Raw genomic sequence first — 18,146 nt, forward strand, 5'->3', positions numbered from 1 at the left:
TTGAGACCGACATGACCGCCGATGAAATCCAAAACCTGATCGCCAACAGCATGGCCTGCGAGCTCTGCCAGGTGGAGGGCGACGGCCGCCACTGGTACGCTACGGTTGTGTCGCCAGCCTTCGAAGGCAAACGCCTGATTGCACGCCACCAGCAGGTGTATGCGGCCATGGGCGCGCGACTCAAGACCGACGAGGTACATGCGCTGTCGATGAAGACTTTCACCCCCTCCGAGTGGGCTGCACAAAACAATGGGTAAGCGCAATGGATAAGCTGCTGATCCGCGGTGGTCGCTCCTTGCAGGGCGAGGTGCTGATCTCCGGTGCCAAGAATGCTGCCTTGCCCGAGTTGTGCGCGACCTTGCTGACGGCAGAACCGGTGACGCTGCGCAACGTGCCGCGCCTGCAAGACGTGTCCACGATGCTGAAGCTGATCCGCAACATGGGCGTGCAGGTCGACCAGCAGGACGACGGCTCGGTGCGCGTCGATGCCAGCACACTGACCACGCCAGAAGCACCGTACGAGTTGGTCAAAACCATGCGTGCATCAGTGCTGGCCCTGGGCCCGTTGCTGGCCCGTTTTGGCGAGGCGACCGTGTCGCTGCCTGGCGGTTGCGCGATTGGTTCACGCCCGGTCGACCAACACCTTAAGGGCCTTGCCGCCATGGGTGCTGAGATCGTCGTCGAGCACGGCTACATGATCGCCAAACTGCCCAAGGGCCGCACCCGCCTGCAGGGCGCCCGCATCACCACCGACATGGTGACCGTGACCGGTACCGAAAACTTCTTGATGGCCGCTGCGCTGGCCGAAGGCGAGACCATTCTGGAAAACGCGGCACAAGAGCCCGAGATTCCTGACCTTGCCGAAATGCTGATCAGCATGGGCGCCAAGATCGAAGGCCATGGCAGCAGCCGTATCCGTATCCAGGGCGTAGAGGCCTTGCATGGCTGCACGCACCAGGTGGTAGCCGACCGTATCGAGACCGGCACTTTTCTGTGTGCTGTGGCCGCCGCCGGTGGTGATGTGGTGCTCAAACATGGGCGCCTGGAGCATCTGGAAGCGGTTGTGGAGAAGCTGCAGGAAGCAGGTGCCAAAGTTACGGTCGTGGATGGTGGCATCCGTGTGCAGTCGCAGGGTCGGCTGAAGGCACAAAGCTTTCGCACCACCGAATACCCCGGCTTCCCCACCGATATGCAGGCCCAGTTCATGGCGCTGAATGCCATCTCGCACGGCAGCAGCGTGGTGACCGAGACCATCTTTGAGAACCGCTTCATGCACGTCAACGAGTTGGTGCGCTTGGGTGCCAACATCCATATCGACGGCAAGGTGTCTGTGGTGGAGGGTGTGGAAAAATTGTCCGGCGCCACCGTCATGGCCACCGACCTGCGCGCCTCCGCCAGCCTGGTGATTGCAGGGTTGGTCGCCGATGGTGAAACGGTGGTGGACCGCATCTACCACCTGGACCGCGGTTACGACCAGATGGAAGCCAAGCTGCGTGGCATCGGTGCAGACATAGAGAGGTTTAAATGATTACTCTGGCGCTCTCTAAGGGCCGCATCTTTGAAGACACCCTGCCGCTGCTCAAGGCAGCCGGCATCGAGGTGTTGGACGATCCTGAAAAATCCCGCAAGCTGATCCTGGCGACCAACCTGCCCGACGTGCGCGTGCTGGTCGTGCGCGCCACCGATGTGCCCACCTATGTGCAATACGGCGGTGCCGACATGGGCATAACCGGCAAGGACACGCTGTTGGAGCACGGCAGCCAGGGCCTGTACCAGCCACTGGATCTGCAAATTGCCAAGTGCCGCATCAGCGTCGCGGCCCGTGCCGATTTTGACTACGCCAGCGCGGTGCGCCAGGGCGCACGCCTGAAGATCGCCACCAAATACGTAGCCATTGCCCGCGAATTTTTCGCGACCAAGGGCGTGCACGTGGACCTGATCAAGCTCTATGGCAGCATGGAGATTGCGCCGCTGGTCGGCATGGCCGATGCTATCGTCGATCTGGTATCCACCGGCAATACGCTTAGGGCCAACCACTTGGTCGAGGTGGAGCAGATCATGGAGATCAGCTCGCGCTTGGTCGTCAACCAGGCCGCACTGAAACTTAAGCGCGAACCCATCCGCAAGATCATCGACGCCTTTGCCGGCGCACTGGCCGCAACTGCCTGATTCTTAGCCACTACAAATCCATGACCCTGACCGCCAAGCCCCTGCGCCTTTCAACCGCTGACAACCAATTCGAGGCGGCTTTCCAGGCGCGCCTGCATTGGGCGGAGGACACCGACGCAGCGATAGAGACCAGCGTGGCCGCTATCCTGCGCGATGTGCAGCAGCGGGGCGATGCGGCGGTGCTGGAGTACACCGCACGCTGGGACCATGTGCAAGCCCCAACGCTGGCCGAGCTGGAGCTGACCCAGGCTGAACTCAAAGCCGCCTTCGACAGCATTCCAGCCAAGCAACGTGAAGCGCTGCAAGCCGCTGCCCAGCGTGTGCGCAGCTACCACGAAGCCCAGAAAAGAGCCTGCGGCGAGAGTTGGAGCTACCGCGATGCGGATGGCAGCTTGCTGGGCCAAAAGGTCACCCCACTGGACCGTGTTGGCATCTACGTGCCCGGTGGCAAGGCCACGTATCCGTCGTCCGTGTTGATGAACGCCATCCCGGCCCATGTGGCAGGGGTCGGCGAAATCATCATGGTCGTGCCCACACCGCGCGGCGAGAAGAACGCCATGGTGCTGGCCGCCGCATACGTGGCCGGTGTGACCCGTGCTTTCACGATTGGTGGCGCGCAGGCCGTCGCGGCCCTGGCTTACGGCACGGCCACCATTCCCGCTGTGCACAAGATCACCGGCCCGGGTAATGCTTACGTGGCTGCCGCCAAGCGCAGTGTCTTCGGCAAGGTGGGCATAGACATGATCGCCGGACCCAGCGAAATTCTGGTGCTGGCCGACGGCACCACGCCGCCCGACTGGGTGGCCATGGACCTGTTCAGCCAGGCCGAACACGACGAATTGGCGCAAAGCATTTTGCTGTGCCCCGATGCGGCTTACATCGACGCCGTACAAGCCGCCATTGACCGTTTGCTGCCCGAGATGCCACGCGCCGAAATCATCGCCAAGTCGCTGAACGACCGCGGCGCACTGATCCAGACCCGCAGCATGGAAGAGGCCTGTGCCATCAGCAACCGCATCGCGCCTGAGCATTTGGAAGTGTCCAGTCAAGACCCGCACCGCTGGGAGCCCCTGCTGACACACGCGGGGGCCATTTTCCTGGGCGCCTTCACCAGTGAGTCGCTGGGCGACTACTGCGCCGGCCCCAACCACGTGTTGCCCACCAGCGGCACGGCGCGTTTCTCCAGCCCGCTGGGTGTCTACGACTTCCAAAAACGCTCCAGCCTGATCGAAGTCAGCGAAGCCGGTGCCCAGGTGCTGGGCCCCATTGCTGCCGAACTGGCCTATTGCGAAGGCCTGCAGGGCCATGCCCGTGCGGCGGAAATGCGGCTCAAAAAACCCGTCTAAATGCGAGGTGCGCCGAGCGGTGTAAGAATATGCAACACCCCAACGACTACCCGCCATGCACCCCACACGCTTTACTTCCTACTGGGCCCGCGCAGCCCTGCTCGCAGTCACTGGTTTGAGCCTTGCCGCCAGCGCTTCGGCCATGTCGCTGCGTGAATTGCGCAGCCTAGAAAAAACGGGCAAACAGGGCCTGTTTTACGCCAACTACTATTTGGTCGGCGTCATGGAGGGCGCGATGGAGGCCCACGACACCGCCGTGCGTAACGGGGCCACCGCCACCATCTGCCTCAACGGCCGCCGGCTAGAGCCCCGCATGGCCAAGAATTTGTACGACACGGAGTTAAAGCGCAATTCCGAGGTCTACGAGGCAGACATGCCGGCGCAACTGGTCATGACCAACGCGCTGGCGACCGTGTATCCCTGCCAATAAACGCCCTTGTGCGGCCACGCTGCTGCCTGCGGGGCTGGTCGAGCAAGAGTTCATCTAAAAGCCGCTATTGAAACAGTAGCGGCTTACGCCGGCTGCACGAGGGCTAGCGGTCCATTCGGTCTCAATGATTCTGTGAAATAACGATAGCAACTGCCTAAAGCGCGTGCTGCGTTTGCTCAAAACGCCCGGAGGTCTTTCATTCACTTCGAGGCCAAATATTACACGAACTTCGTGTTGCACGAATTTCGTGTAATATTGGTAACATGAAAAACGTCACTATCACCGTCGAAGACGCCACGCTGGAATGGGTGCGCATCGAGGCGGCCAAGCGCAATACCAGCGTGTCGCGGTTGGTCGGCGAGATGCTGACCGACAAGATGCAGCACGATGACGCCTATGCCCGTGCGCTGCGCGAGTGGGTGGCGGACACCTCGTCGTTCAGCTCGGGCGGTGCGCCGTATCCGAAGCGGGAGGCCATCAATGGCTAGCGTGGGCACGGCTGACAACCCCATTGTTTTTGTCGACACGCATGTCCTGCTGTGCGCGGACGACGCCTTTGACCCCCCCAAACAAGCCCAGGCCCGCGCCTGGCTGCAGGCCCTGTGGTTGCGCAGGGCAGGGCGGATCAGCACCCAGGTGCTGAACGACTACTACGTCACCGCCACGCAAACCTTCGCCATGCCTGCTGGCGATGCACGTGCCAAGCTGCGGCGCTTCCAGCTGTGGCAGCCCTGGCAGATCGACCACCAGACGGTGGAGACCGCCTGGGGCGTAGAGGCCCGTTTTGGCCTGCGCTATTGGGACGCGCTGATGGTGGCCTCGGCCGCGCAATCGGGTGCCACCCACGTGCTGACGCCCAGCCTGACGCACCAGCAGCATATCGACGGCGTCACCATCCTGAATCCCTTCCTCGTTACGCCTGCCGAGTTGGGCTTGGCAGAGTAGGCTGCCATCCAAGAAAAACCGTCGACAACACCCCCTCACGCAGCCAGCCACCACCGATCCACCGAAAGGAGCCACCACGCATGACAGCCGCAACCGCCAGCGCCGCCGCCCCCAATCTGGACGCTTTGATCCAGCGCCGTATCCGCCAGGACGTGCAATCCATGCACGCCTACGCCATCCAGGACTCGGTCGGCATGGTCAAGCTCGACGCCATGGAGAACCCGCACCGCCTGCCCGCCACCCTGCAGGAAGCCCTGGGCAAACGCCTGGGCGCGCTGGCGCTGAACCGCTACCCCAATGGCCGCGTCAACGACCTGCGCCACGCATTGGCCGCCTATGCGCAGATGCCCGAAGGCTTTGACATCATGCTGGGCAATGGCTCCGACGAACTGATCTCGCTGTTGGCCATGGCCTGCGACGTGGCCGCCGATCCGGTCACAGGACGGACGCCCGTGATTCTGGCGCCGCTGCCCGGCTTTGTGATGTACGCGATGAGCGCCACGCTGCAAGGGCTGGATTTTGTCGGCGTGCCGTTGACGCCAGACTTTGAACTGGATGAAGCCGCCATGCTGGCCGCGATTGCAGAGCACCAGCCGGCAATCGTCTACCTCGCATACCCTAACAACCCCACCGCCAATCTGTGGAACGCCGACAGCATGGCCCGGGTCATTGCAGCCACCGGCGCCCTCGGTGGTCTGGTGGTGCTGGACGAGGCCTACCAACCGTTCTCCAGCCGCACCTACCTGGACACCATTCGCGCGCAACCTGAACAACACGCCCATGTGCTGCTGATGCGCACGATGAGCAAGTTTGGCCTGGCCGGCGTGCGCATTGGTTACATGGTTGGCCCCAAGGCGCTGATCGCCCAAGTTGACAAAGTGCGGTCGCCCTACAACATCAGCGTGTTGAACTACGAATGTGCGCTGTTCGCGCTGGAACATGCGGACGTTTTCGCTGGCCAGGCCACCGAGTTGCGCGCCCAGCGTACCCGCCTGCTGACCGCACTACGTACCATGCCCGCCGTGAAGGCCTGGGACAGCGACGCCAACATGATCCTCATCCGTGTGGCAGACGCGCAGAAAACCTTTGACGGCCTCAAAGCACGTGGTGTGCTGGTCAAGAACGTTTCTAAAATGCACCCATTGCTGGCCCATTGTGTGCGCCTCACCGTCGGCACTGCCGACGAGAACACCCGTCTATTGGCCGCTCTACAGGAATCCCTATGACAGACCACCATTCGCTGATTGAAATCCCGCAAACCGGAAATCCGGACCGCATCGCGGAGGTCACGCGCAACACCGCAGAGACCCGCATCCGCGTCAAGATCAACCTGGACGGCACCGGCCAGGCACGCTTAAGCACCGGCATCGGCTTCTTTGACCACATGCTGGACCAGATCGCCCGCCATGGCTTGATCGATCTGGACATCGAGGCCGATGGTGACCTGCACATTGACGGCCACCATACGGTGGAAGACGTGGGCATCACGCTGGGCCAGGCCTTCAACCAGGCAGTTGGCGACAAGAAAGGCATACGCCGCTACGGCCACGCCTATGTGCCGCTGGACGAAGCCTTGTCCCGCGTCGTCATCGACTTCTCGGGTCGCCCGGGACTGGTCATGGATGTGCCATTCAAGAGCGGCATGATCGGCAGTTTCGACACCCAACTGACACATGAGTTCTTCCAGGGTTTTGTGAACCACGCCTTTGTGACGCTGCACATCGACAACATCAAGGGCGAAAACGCCCACCACCAGGCCGAGACCGTGTTCAAGGCCTTTGCCCGAGCACTGCGCTCGGCGCTGGAACGCGACCCTCGTGCTGCGGGTATGATTCCATCCACCAAGGGTTCACTCTGAACCTATGGGCCAAACCAGGCTGTAGCCCCCGTGCAGGGCGCGTAAGCAGCTATTAAATTTGTAGCATGGCAAAAACGATTGCGGTGGTGGACTATGGCATGGGCAATCTGCGTTCGGTGACGCAGGCCGTCATGCACGTGGCCGCCGGTGCCGGTGTGGATGTGGTCTGGGCGCGCACGCCCGCCGAGGTGATGTCCGCCGAGCGCGTGGTCCTGCCCGGCCAGGGTGGCATGCGTGACTGCATGCGCGAGCTGCACGACAGCGGCATGTACGACGCGGTGATGCACGCCGCGTCGAACAAGCCGCTGATGGGCGTCTGTGTGGGCATGCAGATGCTGCTGGACCATAGCGACGAGCTGGATACCCCCTGCCTGGGCCTGATCCCCGGGAAGGTTGCAAAGTTTGATCTGGTGGGCCAGACCCAACCGGACGGCAGCCGCTACAAGGTGCCGCAAATGGGCTGGAATAAGGTCTGGCAGAACAACCATGGTGCAGCACCCCATCCGGTGTGGGGTGACGTGCCGGACGGCAGTTACTTCTATTTCGTGCACAGTTACTACGCCCAACCGTCGGATACGCGCCACAGCGTGGGTGAAACCGACTATGGACAACGCTTTTCAGCGGCCATAGCGCGCGATAATATTTTTGCGACCCAGTTCCACCCTGAAAAAAGCGCTGACCAAGGCCTCTCGCTCTACCGCAACTTCCTGCATTGGAACCCCTGACCTTTTTGCTCTCAGCGCGCTTCGCCTGGCTACCCCTTTCCCTCCAACTCTGAAGCATCATGCTTTTAATCCCCGCAATTGACTTAAAAGACGGCCACTGCGTTCGCCTCAAACAGGGCGACATGGACCAATCCACCACCTTTGGTGAAGACCCGGCCGTCATGGCACGTTCCTGGGTCAGCAAGGGCGCACGCCGCCTGCACCTGGTGGACCTGAACGGAGCCTTTGCGGGGCACCCCAAGAACGAGATGGCGATCCGCAAGATCCTGAAAGAAGTCGGTAACGAGGTGGACGTGCAACTAGGCGGCGGCATCCGCGACCTGGACACCATTGAGCGCTACCTGGACGCCGGCCTGCGCTACGTCATCATCGGTACCGCCGCAGTCAAGAACCCTGGCTTTTTGCAGGACGCCTGCACGGCGTTTGGCGGCCACATCATCGTCGGCCTGGACGCGCGCGATGGCAAGGTCGCCACCGACGGCTGGAGCAAGCTGACCCGCCACGATGTGATCGACCTCGGCAAGAAATTTGAAGACTACGGCGTCGAAGGCATCATCTACACCGACATCGGCCGCGACGGCATGTTGAGCGGCATCAACGTCGAAGCCACTGTGAAGCTGGCGCAGGCGTTGACCATTCCGGTGATTGCCTCGGGTGGCCTCTCCAATATGGCGGACATCGAAGCCCTGTGCGCAGTGGAAGACGATGGTGTCGAGGGCGTGATCTGCGGACGCGCCATTTACAGCGGCGATCTGGACTTTGAGAAGGCCCAGGACCGGGCGGATGAGCTCAATGGATGAGTTGCGATGACCGACGGCTCTACCGACGATATTCGTTGGCAGCAACGGCTGTCCAACTACCAACGGGCATTGGCGCGTTTACGGGACGCCGTTGAACTCCGCGAAACTCGCCCTTTGAGTGATTTGGAGCAGCAAGGGCTGATTCAGGCATTTGAATTCACACACGAGTTGGCGTGGAATGTCATGAAGGATTACTTTGCATACCAAGGCAATGCGACACCCATCACGGGTTCGCGCGATGCGGTGCGGGAAGCGTTTGCAGTGCAATTGGTAACGGATGGACAAGGTTGGATGGACATGATCAAAAGTCGCAACCAGTCTTCGCACACGTATAACCAGAAAACAGCCGAAGCGATTGTGAAAGATGTTGCTGAGCGCTATACGGCTTTGTTTACTGCCTTCGCGCAGCATATGGAAGCCTTGACCCGTGCCTGATACCGCAGTCTCCTCAGGTGTTACCAGGTTCGACTTTGGTTTACCGACGTCGGCGGTCGACGCGCTACGTGGAGTCTTGCGCGAATATCCGCAAATCACGCGAGCAACCGTGTATGGATCGCGCGCAAAGGGCAACTTTCGGGCGGGCTCAGACCTTGATTTAGCGTTGGACGGTGCGGGGTTGGCACCTAGTGATCTCTCGTCCATCAGTACGGCGTTGGACGACTTAATGCTGCCATGGAAGATTGACCTGTCGCTGCTATCGGATATCGATAGTCCAGAGCTGTTGGCCCACATTGAACGTGTTGGAAAACCTTTGTGGATGCGAGAAAACTAAGACCATGCTCGCCAAACGAATAATCCCCTGCCTGGACGTAACCGGTGGTCGCGTCGTCAAAGGCGTCAATTTCGTCGAGTTGCGTGACGCTGGAGACCCCGTCGAAATCGCAGCCCGCTACAACGGCCAGGGCGCGGACGAACTCACGTTTTTGGACATCACCGCCACCAGTGACGGGCGCGACCTGATCCTGCACATCATCGAGGCCGTGGCCTCGCAGGTCTTTATTCCGCTGACCGTCGGCGGTGGTGTGCGCACGGTGGAAGATGTGCGCCGCTTGCTCAATGCTGGTGCCGACAAGATCAGTTTCAACTCGGCTGCGCTGTCCAACCCGCAAGTCATCGAAGATGCATCGTTGAAGTACGGCTCGCAGGCCATCGTGGTGGCCATCGATGCCAAGCGACGCAGCGGCGACGACGCACAGGCGCGTGGCGAGGGCTGGGACGTGTACAGCCACGGCGGGCGCAAGAACACCGGTTTGGACGCTGTTGCTTGGGCCACCGAGATGGCGCGCCGCGGTGCGGGTGAAATTCTGCTGACCAGCATGGACCGTGATGGCACCAAGTCGGGTTTCGATCTGGCGCTGACCCGCGCTGTCAGTGATGCCATCAGCGTGCCCGTCATTGCTTCCGGTGGTGTGGGCTCGTTGGACGACCTGGCCGATGGCATCACCAAGGGCGGTGCCGATGCGGTGTTGGCCGCCAGCATCTTCCACTATGGCGAATACACCGTGGGCCAGGCCAAGGCCCTGATGGCGCAGCGCGGCATCCCGGTTCGGATCTAGGCCTTTAGCTTTTCGGGCTCTAGCCCTCGTGGAATCTGCGTATGCAGCTATAGATTGAATAGCAAATGTCAACCACCGACCCCACCCCCAACCCTTCCCCAGTGAGCTGGATCAAACACATCCGCTGGGATTCCAAGGGCCTGGTGCCCGTCATCGCGCAGGAGCAGGGCACAGGCGATGTGCTGATGTTCGCCTGGATGAACCGCGAGGCGCTGCAAAAGACGGCTGAGCTGGGCCAGGCCGTGTATTTCAGCCGCTCGCGCAACAAGCTTTGGTACAAGGGCGAGGAGTCTGGCCATGTGCAAAAGGTGCATGAAATCCGCATGGACTGCGACAACGACGTGATTTTGCTGAAGGTCACCCAACTGGGCCACGAGCCCGGCATCGCCTGCCACACGGGCCGCCACAGCTGTTTCTTCAGTGTTTTGCAGGATGGTGAGTGGAAAAGTGTGGATCCGGTCTTGAAAGACCCTGAAAGCATCTACAAATAGCAGCACCATGACCACAACAAACTCTTCAGACTCCCTGGCCCGCCTGGCCGCCGTCATGGAATCGCGCAAGCCGCGCAACGGCGGCGACCCCAACGCCAGTTACGTGGCCCGACTGCTGGCCAAAGGCCCGGACGGTTTCCTGAAGAAGATCGGCGAAGAGGCTACCGAAGTGGTCATGGCTGCCAAGGATGTTGACCACGGAGGAGATAAGGCCAAACTGGTTGGTGAAGTGGCTGATCTGTGGTTCCACTGTATGGTGGCTCTGGCGCACTACGAGCTGAGCCCTGCCGATGTGCTGGCCGAACTGGAACGCCGCGAGGGCACCAGCGGCATCGAGGAAAAGGCCATGCGCAAGGTATTGGACCGCGAGGGAGAAAAGAAATGAGCCAGGACTTCATCCAGACGCCGAACCAGGACCAAGCCCTGCTGGCAAAAATGCGGGCGCTCAACACGGTGGGCACCATCAGCTACTTGCTGCATCTGGTCGTGGCGGTTGGCGCGCTGATTCCCGGCGCGCAGTTTGGCCCTGTGCTGCTGGTAGCAGCGTTGATTCTGGACCTCGTCAAACGCAGCGATGCGCAAGGAACCTGGCAGGCATCCCACTTCCGCTGGCGCATCCGCTCGGTGGTGATCGCCGGGTTGTTGTACTTGGTGACTGCGCCGCTATGGCTGTTGCTTGTGGTCCCCGGCTGGATAGCCTGGCTGTGTATTTCGCTGTGGTTTCTGTACCGCATCGTGAGTGGCATGGTTGCGATGAACAAAGGTGTGCCCATGGAGATGCCGGCATGACTGTGATGACGCATAAAGACCACGACCCGAATTGCCTGTTTTGCAAGATTGTGGCGAAACAGATTCCGTCCAGGACCGTGTATGAAGACGACGACTTTTATGCCTTCGACGACATCCATCCGTGGGCGCCAGTGCATTTTCTGGTCGTCCCCAAGCAGCACATTGCATCCATGGCGCACATAGAGGTTGAGCATGCAGGCCTGATGGGCCGCATGATGGCCTTGATACCCAAGCTGGCCCTGCAGGAAGGCTGCAACCCCTACCCGGACGGCGGTTTCCGCGTGTTGACCAACACCGGGGCCGAAGGCGGCCAAGAGGTGCACCATTTGCACTTTCATGTGATGGGCGGTCCGCGCCCCTGGCTGCGCGGTTGATAGGGCTGTGTGGGCTTGAAGCTGGCCCGTCACAGCCCTGCCGCAGCGAGAGCCTAAAATACCTGCAACAACCAAGGAGAAAGCTATGTACCCCCAAGCTCACATTCGTTCACTGCCCCCCAAGGGGGCGCATGCCTCCTTAGAGGCGGCTCGTCAGGAGGCATGACATGGGCTTTTCTACGACGCATCTGATTATTTTTCTGGTCATCATCATTGTGATTTTCGGCACCAAGAAGCTGCGCAACATAGGTTCCGACTTGGGTGGCGCAGTCAAGGGCTTCAAGGACGGCATGAAAGACGGCGCTACCGAGAAGACTGCCGATACACCCCCCGCGACGCTGGCCACCTCCGATAAGCCCGATGCCACCAAACCCATCGACGTCGAAGTCAAGATCAAACGCTGATGCAGCGTGCGCACCGCTGTACCGCTGCAAGCCTGAAGGGCTGCTCCCATGTTTGATATTGGCGTCACCAAGGTCGCCATCATTGGTGCGATTGCGCTGGTGGTGATTGGGCCCGAGCGCCTGCCTGGCGTTGCCCGCATGGCCGGCACGCTGCTGGGCCGGGCGCGCAACTACATGGCCGAGGTCAAGGCCGAGGTCAACCGCTCCATGGAACTCGACGAGTTGCGCAAGATGAAGGACACGGTCGTCAGCGCTGCGCGTGACGTCGACCGGACCATACAGACGCATGCCAGTGACTTTGAAAAGAGCTGGGCTGAAGCGACTGACGCCGCGTCGACCGCCTCGTTGGACATGTCGTACAGCAGCGTTCCTGAATACCGCCATCCCAAGAAACAATGGCGCCTGAAAAAAGGCGCCACACCGGCCTGGTACAAAGCACGCAGCGGCGTGCGCACCAAGGTCCTGTCGGGCGCAGCGCGGGTTGCGCGCTTCCGGCCCCCTAAGATTTCCTCCTGATGGCTGACGACACTTCCCACACTTCGGACGAGCTGGCCGGCACCGAGCAGCCTTTTGTGCAGCATTTGATGGAGCTGCGCGACCGCCTGCTGTACAGCGTGTACGGCATTGGGGCGATCTTTGGCGTACTGGTGTTTTTTCCTGGCCCGTCGGCCCTGTACGACCTGCTGGCCATGCCGCTGGTCAAGACGCTGCCCGAAGGCTCCCGCATGATTGCCACCGGTGTCGTGTCGCCGTTTCTGGTGCCGATCAAGGTGACCGTATTGGCCGCCTTTGGCGTGGCTCTGCCCTGGGTGCTGTACCAGGTGTGGGCCTTTGTCGCGCCGGGCCTGTACAAGCACGAAAAACGCCTGGTGATGCCGCTGGTGGTGGCCAGCACACTGCTGTTCTACACCGGCGCTGCGTTCTGCTATTTCTTTGTATTTGGACAGGCGTTCCCGGCGATCCAGAAAATGGCGCCAGTGTCGGTGGCCGTTAGCCCGGACATTGAAGCCTATTTGGACTTCGTCATCACGATGTTTATCGCCTTTGGCGTGGCCTTTGAGGTGCCGATCGCGGTCGTGATACTGGCCCGGTTGGGCGTGGTCACGGTAGATCAGCTCAAGTCGTTCCGCGCCTATTTTGTGGTCGGTGCCGCTGCGGTTGCCGGCATTGCAACGCCGCCGGACCCTGTGTCCATGCTGGCATTGCTGGTGCCGATGTGCCTGCTATACGAGGTGGGTATCTGGGCTGCCAGAATCTTTATCAAGCATACCCAGGCGCCGGACGACGATGCCACTGCAACCGCTGTCTGAGCCGATTCTCTAAGATGAATCGACCGCTAGCCCTCGTGGGGCGAGCGTAAGCAGCTACTAAATTTGTAGCAAATTGCGTAGGCTTTCTATTGGTCCTGCGCCCGTGGGCGTGGGCGCACACCGGGTGTCACATCCAGCTCCAGCGGTTGGTTCTTGCGCTCCAGCGCAAATCGCGCGGCGGTGCCCGGCTTCAACGATGCCACGGCCGACAGCAGGTGGGCCATGTCCACCACGGGCGCGTCGGCAATCTTGACGATCACATCGCCGGGCCGGATGCCAGCCTTGGCCGCAGGGCCGTTTTGCAGCACGCCGGTGATGATGACGCCCTGGCGTGTCTTCACATCGAAGGTCTCCGCCAACTCGGGCGACAAGTCATTGGGTTCAACGCCAATCCAGCCGCGCGTGATCTGCCCATCTTTTACGATGCCTTCCAGCACCTGTTTAGCGGTAGACATCGGAATCGCAAAGCCGATGCCCATGCTGCCGCCGGAGCGCGAGTAGATGGCGGTGTTGATGCCCAGCAGGTTGCCATTGGAGTCCACCAGCGCGCCGCCCGAATTGCCGGGGTTGATGGCGGCATCGGTCTGTATGAAGTTCTCAAAGATGTTGATGCCCAGCTGGTTGCGCCCCAATGCGCTGACGATACCGCTGGTTACCGTCTGGCCCACGCCAAAGGGGTTGCCGATGGCCAGCACCTGGTCACCCACCTGGGCGTTGTCGGAATTGCCCAGCACGATGACGGGCAGCTTGTCGAGCTCGATCTTGAGGATCGCCAGGTCGGTTTCGGGATCGGTACCGATGACCTTGGCGCGTGTGCTACGGCTGTCGTTCAGCACCACTTCGATTTCATCCGCGCCTTCGACCACGTGGTTGTTGGTCAGGATGTAGCCATTGGCGCTGACGATGACGCCACTGCCCAGGCCCACTTGGGGCTCATTGCTCTGGTCGCCGTAGAAGAAGCGGAACCATGGGTCATTGGCATTGGGGTTTTTGCGCGCGGCCTTGCTGGTGTTGATGCTGACCACAGCGGCCGACGCCTTTTGTGCCGCGCCGCGAAAACTGCCGGCCGGGGTTACGCCAGATGGTGTGGGCGAAGCCTCGAACAGCGCAACCGTGCTGCTGCCAGAGCCATGCCCTATCCACTGGGGCTTGAGGGTCGCAACGACGAAGTAGGCGGCCAGCAAAATGGTGGTGGTTTGTGCGAAAAGAAGCCAGAGTCGTTTCATTGGGTATCCCGGGGCGTTAGGGGGCACGCTGCAGAGCAGGCCGTGCGCGTGTCAAATTGTAAATCGCACGCCCCGGTTGGACGTGCGCTGTCGCACACGCCAGGCTTGTATCAATGGTCGTCGCCGTGCCTCAGCGCCCATCGGCGTGCGCCGCAGTACATTGCAGGTCTGGCATGGCACACCCGGAGCACACCACCATCTACATCCACCCGCTGGCCCCGGCCAAAGTGGCAGCGGGCGCGGCTTGCAATGGCTGTGGTGTCTGCTGCCTGTATGCGCCGTGTCCGCTGGGCATAATACTGTCGCGCAAGCGCACTGGCGCTTGCGGGGCTCTGCGGTGGGATGGGGGGCTGGCCCAGTACCGTTGTGGGGCGATCACTGCGCCGCAGGAGGTACTGACCGAATCCTTGCCCCGTGGTCTGCACGGCTTGGCACCGGTACTCGCACCCGCGCTGCGGCGGCTAGGTTTGCGCTGGATTGCCGCGGGCGCGGGCTGCGACAGCAGTTTGGAGGCGACAATGCCGGCGCCGGACCCTGACCTCTACCAACCCTGCCGCGCCGCAGTGCGCAAACCCTCGCCATGACCGACCGCCAAGAACTCCAGATTGCGCTGGACACGATGCTCCAGCCTGAGCGCTTCAAGGACTATTGCCCCAATGGCTTGCAGGTGGAGGGCGCCGCCACGGTGCGCAAGATCGTGTCCGGCGTAACGGCTAGCCTGGCGCTGATTGATGCCGCCATTGCAGAGGGGGCGGATACGATTTTTGTCCACCACGGCTTGTTTTGGCGCGGGCACGATGGCCGTGTCACCGGCTGGATGCGCCAGCGCCTGGGGCGGTTGCTGGAGCACAACATCAATGTGTTTGCCTACCACCTGCCGCTGGACGCGCTACCGGCGCTGGGCAATAACGCGCAGCTGGGTGTCAAGCTGGGCCTGCAAATGACCGGCCAGTTTGGTGAACAGCAACTGGGGTGCATAGGCGAGACTGGGTTTGCGACGGCGCAGGCTCTGGCGCAGCGAGCAGAGTCTGTGCTGGGTCGCTCCGTGGTGCTGGTGCCGGGCAAGGGTGGGCCACTGCGGCGCATCGCCTGGTGTACGGGTGGAGCCCAAAGCTATTTTGAAGCGGCTATCGCTGCTGGCGCAGACGCCTTCATCACCGGCGAAATATCCGAGCCCCAGACCCACCTGGCGCGCGAGTCCGGCGTGGCCTACCTGGCCTGCGGCCACCACGCGACGGAGCGCTATGGCGCGCCCGCGGTGTCAGCCCATGTCGCAGCGCAACTGGGGTTGGAGCACCAGTTCATCGACATCGACAACCCGGCCTGAGGCACATGCGCATGGCAAATATCGCTGCAAAGCCACCGCTGGCCATCACGATGGGCGACGCCGCCGGCATTGGCCCCGAAATCATCGCCAAGGCCTACCGCGACGAGCCTGCGCTGATGCACCACAGTTTTGTGGCGGGCGATGTGGCGACGATGCGGCGCGCAACTGCGATGTTGGCAACCGAAGGGCGTCCGGCTTTGCCCGTTGCGGTCATCTCATCGGTGGACGAGGTGGCTGGCGTGCCGCCCAATTGCGTACCCGTTCTGCAAATCGGCCCACCTTTGCAGGCTGTGCCCTGGGGCGCTGTCAGCCCCGTAGCGGGCGCGTTGGCCGGGTACTGTGTGGAGTGGGCAGCCGACGCGGCCTTGCGGGGCGCGGTGTGCGCTCTGGTCACCGCGCCTTTGCACAAGGAGGCGCTGGCTGCGGCCGGAGCGCCCTTTGACCAATTTCCCGGCCACACGGAGCTGCTGCAGGATCGCGCGGCCCGTTTTCTGGGCAAGCCCGTGTCCGAGGTGCCGGTGCGCATGATGTTGGCCAATGACGAGCTGCGCACGGTGCTGGTCAGCATCCACGTGTCGCTGCGCGACGCCATTGCCGCGGTGACCTATGACAACGTGTTGCAGACGCTGCAGATCACGCACGCGGCCCTACTGCCCATTCTGGGGCGGGCGCCGCGCATTGCAGTGGCCGGATTGAATCCCCATGCCGGCGAGGGCGGTCTGTTCGGCCGTGAGGAGCTGGAGGTGATACAGCCCGCCATCCTTGCAGCCCGCGCCCAGGGCCTGGACGCCAGTGGCCCGTGGGCACCCGATACGGTGTTCATGCGGGCCCGCAACCGGCCGGGCGTGGGGGGCGAATTTGATGTGGTCGTCGCCATGTACCACGACCAGGGCCTGATTCCGGTCAAATATCTGGGGGTGGAGCAGGGCGTCAACGTGACGCTGGGCCTGCCACTGGTGCGCACCAGCCCGGACCACGGCACGGCCTTCGACATTGCCGGCACCGGTCGCGCCGATGCGTCCAGCCTGGTAGAGGCGGTGCGCATGGCGCGGGTGCTGGCAAGGTAGTGACCCCCACAGCGGTGGGGAGTGGGGGCAACAAATCCGCGCCGGGCCGTCCCAAGTGGAATTAGCCCCCTTGGGGGGCAGCGACCCGCACAGCGGTGGAGCGTGGGGGCCCTACTTCTTTAGCGAATCGCGGATTTCGCGCAATAACAACACATCTTCGGGGGTCACGGCGGGCGGTGTTTCGACTAGGGGCGCGGGGGTTTCGCGCTTCAGGCGGTTGATCTGCTTGACCATCAGGAAGATGATGAACGCCAGGATCGCGAAATTCACCGCCACGGTGATGAAGCTACCGTAGGCCAATACAGGCACGCCGGCCTTTTTCAGCGCGTCCAGCGTCGTCGCGGTGCCGGGCGGAATGGTGCCCAACACGATGAACAGGTTGGAAAAGTCCAGTTTTCCGAACGCCGCACCGACCACCGGCATGATCAGGTCCCCGACGACAGAATCGACAATCTTGCCAAACGCGCCGCCGATGATGACGCCGACAGCCAAATCGATGACATTGCCCTTGATGGCGAAATCCTTGAATTCCTGGACCATTCCCATTGCAACACGCTCCAAAATTGTCAGAAAACCGCAGTATTGCTGATAAACAGGGGCTGTCAAGACTGGTTTTGGGGCCATCGGAGTAGCGAATTGGCTCTATAGCCGTCAGCTACAATCGGAAATTACCCCCTAGTAGTCATGTTCATTGAGGATACTCATGAGTGAAACCCTTGTCGGCAGTCAACAGATCGACTCCAGTAAACGAACTTGGCTGATTGCCTCCAGTTGCGCTGGCGCCGTAGGCGTTGGTGCGGTTGCCGTCCCATTTGTCAGCACATTCCAACCATCCGAGCGGGCTAAAGCGGCCGGCGCTGCCGTCGAGGTGGATATCGGCGCCATGAAACCCGGTGAAAAATTGACCGTGGAATGGCGTGGCAAGCCGGTCTGGATCATCCGCCGCACCCCCGAACAATTGGCAGCTCTGCCAACCTTGGACGGCCAACTGGCAGACCCCGCGTCCAAACGCAAGCCCACGGAACTGACCCCCGCGTATGTGGACAAGGCCACGCGTTCGATCAAGCCCGAGTATTTCGTGGCCGTAGGCATCTGCACCCACCTGGGCTGCTCGCCATCGGAGAAATTTACGCCCGGCCCCCAGCCTTCACTGCCGGATGACTGGAAAGGCGGCTTTCTGTGCCCCTGCCACGGCTCCACATTTGACCTCGCCGGTCGCGTTTTCAAGAACAAGCCGGCTCCGGACAATCTTGAAATCCCTCCCCACATGTACCTTTCCGACAGCCGCCTGGTGATCGGTGAAGACAAGAAAGCCTGAGGAACAGAGAC

Annotated in this window: 27 protein-coding genes; 25 read left to right on the plus strand and 2 right to left on the minus strand. The window is 61.5% G+C overall.

Annotated elements, in window-relative coordinates; all coding sequences use genetic code 11:
* The first annotated feature begins 11 nt into the window (after positions 1–11).
* From AC097P_RS07320 to tatC, 21 genes are all read left to right on the plus strand, one after another.
* The gene (locus AC097P_RS07320) at positions 12–257 is read left to right on the plus strand and encodes a BolA family protein (protein WP_479609735.1); all 246 of its coding nucleotides are present in this window, start codon (positions 12–14) and stop codon (positions 255–257) included.
* 5 nt (positions 258–262) lie between these two features.
* Positions 263–1,528, plus strand: coding sequence for a UDP-N-acetylglucosamine 1-carboxyvinyltransferase (murA, locus tag AC097P_RS07325; RefSeq protein ID WP_479609736.1), 1,266 nt, complete (start codon positions 263–265; stop codon positions 1,526–1,528).
* On the plus strand, positions 1,525–2,169 hold the full coding sequence (gene hisG, locus AC097P_RS07330; RefSeq protein WP_479609737.1) for an ATP phosphoribosyltransferase: 645 nt from the start codon (positions 1,525–1,527) through the stop codon (positions 2,167–2,169). Before murA ends, hisG begins: the two co-directional genes overlap by 4 nt.
* Before the next feature lie 20 nt (positions 2,170–2,189).
* On the plus strand, positions 2,190–3,515 hold the full coding sequence (gene hisD, locus AC097P_RS07335) for a histidinol dehydrogenase (protein WP_479609738.1): 1,326 nt from the start codon (positions 2,190–2,192) through the stop codon (positions 3,513–3,515).
* 55 nt (positions 3,516–3,570) lie between these two features.
* Entirely contained in the window at positions 3,571–3,945 is a 375-nt protein-coding gene (locus AC097P_RS07340) for a hypothetical protein (protein ID WP_479609739.1), read from the plus strand.
* 263 nt (positions 3,946–4,208) lie between these two features.
* On the plus strand, positions 4,209–4,433 hold the full coding sequence (locus tag AC097P_RS07345) for a CopG family transcriptional regulator (RefSeq protein WP_479609740.1): 225 nt from the start codon (positions 4,209–4,211) through the stop codon (positions 4,431–4,433).
* Positions 4,426–4,890 carry a PIN domain-containing protein gene (locus AC097P_RS07350; RefSeq protein ID WP_479609741.1) on the plus strand — a complete coding sequence of 155 codons (465 nt, stop codon included), beginning with the start codon at positions 4,426–4,428 and terminating at the stop codon, positions 4,888–4,890. Before AC097P_RS07345 ends, AC097P_RS07350 begins: the two co-directional genes overlap by 8 nt.
* Before the next feature lie 80 nt (positions 4,891–4,970).
* Positions 4,971–6,116, plus strand: coding sequence for a histidinol-phosphate transaminase (gene hisC / locus AC097P_RS07355; protein ID WP_479609742.1), 1,146 nt, complete (start codon positions 4,971–4,973; stop codon positions 6,114–6,116).
* A complete protein-coding gene (gene hisB, locus AC097P_RS07360) occupies positions 6,113–6,748 on the plus strand; it encodes an imidazoleglycerol-phosphate dehydratase HisB (protein ID WP_479609743.1) in 636 nt (211 codons plus the stop codon). The genes hisC and hisB overlap by 4 nt, the downstream gene beginning before the upstream one ends.
* Positions 6,749–6,813: 65 nt before the next feature.
* Complete coding sequence (hisH, locus tag AC097P_RS07365; RefSeq protein WP_479609744.1) at positions 6,814–7,473, plus strand: imidazole glycerol phosphate synthase subunit HisH; 660 nt, start codon at positions 6,814–6,816, stop codon at positions 7,471–7,473.
* 59 nt (positions 7,474–7,532) lie between these two features.
* The gene (gene hisA / locus AC097P_RS07370) at positions 7,533–8,273 is read left to right on the plus strand and encodes a 1-(5-phosphoribosyl)-5-[(5-phosphoribosylamino)methylideneamino]imidazole-4-carboxamide isomerase (protein ID WP_479609745.1); all 741 of its coding nucleotides are present in this window, start codon (positions 7,533–7,535) and stop codon (positions 8,271–8,273) included.
* 6 nt (positions 8,274–8,279) lie between these two features.
* Positions 8,280–8,708, plus strand: a complete 429-nt coding sequence (locus AC097P_RS07375) for a nucleotidyltransferase substrate binding protein (protein ID WP_479609746.1) — start codon at positions 8,280–8,282, stop codon at positions 8,706–8,708.
* Positions 8,701–9,045 carry a nucleotidyltransferase family protein gene (locus tag AC097P_RS07380; RefSeq protein ID WP_479609747.1) on the plus strand — a complete coding sequence of 115 codons (345 nt, stop codon included), beginning with the start codon at positions 8,701–8,703 and terminating at the stop codon, positions 9,043–9,045. The genes AC097P_RS07375 and AC097P_RS07380 overlap by 8 nt, the downstream gene beginning before the upstream one ends.
* Positions 9,046–9,049: 4 nt before the next feature.
* A complete protein-coding gene (gene hisF, locus AC097P_RS07385; RefSeq protein ID WP_479609748.1) occupies positions 9,050–9,829 on the plus strand; it encodes an imidazole glycerol phosphate synthase subunit HisF in 780 nt (259 codons plus the stop codon).
* Between the two features lie 65 nt (positions 9,830–9,894).
* Positions 9,895–10,320 carry a phosphoribosyl-AMP cyclohydrolase gene (gene hisI / locus AC097P_RS07390; protein ID WP_479609749.1) on the plus strand — a complete coding sequence of 142 codons (426 nt, stop codon included), beginning with the start codon at positions 9,895–9,897 and terminating at the stop codon, positions 10,318–10,320.
* Between the two features lie 7 nt (positions 10,321–10,327).
* Positions 10,328–10,705, plus strand: a complete 378-nt coding sequence (locus AC097P_RS07395) for a phosphoribosyl-ATP diphosphatase (RefSeq protein ID WP_479609750.1) — start codon at positions 10,328–10,330, stop codon at positions 10,703–10,705.
* On the plus strand, positions 10,702–11,109 hold the full coding sequence (locus AC097P_RS07400; RefSeq protein ID WP_479609751.1) for a DUF4870 family protein: 408 nt from the start codon (positions 10,702–10,704) through the stop codon (positions 11,107–11,109). Before AC097P_RS07395 ends, AC097P_RS07400 begins: the two co-directional genes overlap by 4 nt.
* The gene (locus AC097P_RS07405; protein WP_479609752.1) at positions 11,106–11,483 is read left to right on the plus strand and encodes a histidine triad nucleotide-binding protein; all 378 of its coding nucleotides are present in this window, start codon (positions 11,106–11,108) and stop codon (positions 11,481–11,483) included. Before AC097P_RS07400 ends, AC097P_RS07405 begins: the two co-directional genes overlap by 4 nt.
* 167 nt (positions 11,484–11,650) lie before the next feature.
* A complete protein-coding gene (tatA, locus tag AC097P_RS07410) occupies positions 11,651–11,887 on the plus strand; it encodes a Sec-independent protein translocase subunit TatA (protein WP_479609753.1) in 237 nt (78 codons plus the stop codon).
* A 48-nt stretch (positions 11,888–11,935) separates the two neighbouring features.
* The gene (gene tatB, locus AC097P_RS07415) at positions 11,936–12,403 is read left to right on the plus strand and encodes a Sec-independent protein translocase protein TatB (protein WP_479609754.1); all 468 of its coding nucleotides are present in this window, start codon (positions 11,936–11,938) and stop codon (positions 12,401–12,403) included.
* Positions 12,403–13,197 (plus strand): twin-arginine translocase subunit TatC, encoded by a 795-nt coding sequence (gene tatC / locus AC097P_RS07420; RefSeq protein ID WP_479609755.1) that lies wholly within the window; start codon positions 12,403–12,405, stop codon positions 13,195–13,197. The genes tatB and tatC overlap by 1 nt, the downstream gene beginning before the upstream one ends.
* Before the next feature lie 86 nt (positions 13,198–13,283).
* Here tatC and AC097P_RS07425 read toward each other — a convergent pair whose 3' ends face one another.
* Positions 13,284–14,423 carry a trypsin-like peptidase domain-containing protein gene (locus tag AC097P_RS07425; RefSeq protein ID WP_479609756.1) on the minus strand — a complete coding sequence of 380 codons (1,140 nt, stop codon included), beginning with the start codon at positions 14,421–14,423 and terminating at the stop codon, positions 13,284–13,286.
* A 173-nt stretch (positions 14,424–14,596) separates the two neighbouring features.
* Between AC097P_RS07425 and AC097P_RS07430 the strand changes: the two genes are divergently transcribed.
* The 3 genes from AC097P_RS07430 to pdxA are packed head-to-tail and all read left to right on the plus strand — an operon-like array spanning position 14,597 to position 16,817.
* Positions 14,597–15,007 carry a hypothetical protein gene (locus tag AC097P_RS07430; protein WP_479609757.1) on the plus strand — a complete coding sequence of 137 codons (411 nt, stop codon included), beginning with the start codon at positions 14,597–14,599 and terminating at the stop codon, positions 15,005–15,007.
* Positions 15,004–15,750, plus strand: a complete 747-nt coding sequence (locus AC097P_RS07435; RefSeq protein ID WP_479609758.1) for a Nif3-like dinuclear metal center hexameric protein — start codon at positions 15,004–15,006, stop codon at positions 15,748–15,750. Before AC097P_RS07430 ends, AC097P_RS07435 begins: the two co-directional genes overlap by 4 nt.
* 11 nt (positions 15,751–15,761) lie before the next feature.
* On the plus strand, positions 15,762–16,817 hold the full coding sequence (pdxA, locus tag AC097P_RS07440) for a 4-hydroxythreonine-4-phosphate dehydrogenase PdxA (RefSeq protein WP_479609759.1): 1,056 nt from the start codon (positions 15,762–15,764) through the stop codon (positions 16,815–16,817).
* A gap of 111 nt (positions 16,818–16,928) precedes the next feature.
* Here the strand turns inward: pdxA and mscL are convergent, their stop codons facing one another.
* Positions 16,929–17,363 carry a large conductance mechanosensitive channel protein MscL gene (mscL, locus tag AC097P_RS07445; protein WP_479609760.1) on the minus strand — a complete coding sequence of 145 codons (435 nt, stop codon included), beginning with the start codon at positions 17,361–17,363 and terminating at the stop codon, positions 16,929–16,931.
* Positions 17,364–17,520: 157 nt separating this feature from the next.
* On the opposite strand from mscL, the gene petA reads away from it, so the two are divergent.
* Positions 17,521–18,135 (plus strand): ubiquinol-cytochrome c reductase iron-sulfur subunit, encoded by a 615-nt coding sequence (gene petA, locus AC097P_RS07450; RefSeq protein WP_479609761.1) that lies wholly within the window; start codon positions 17,521–17,523, stop codon positions 18,133–18,135.
* Positions 18,136–18,146: the final 11 nt, after the last annotated feature.

This window comes from Rhodoferax sp. ZS1R8, assembly GCF_056521325.1.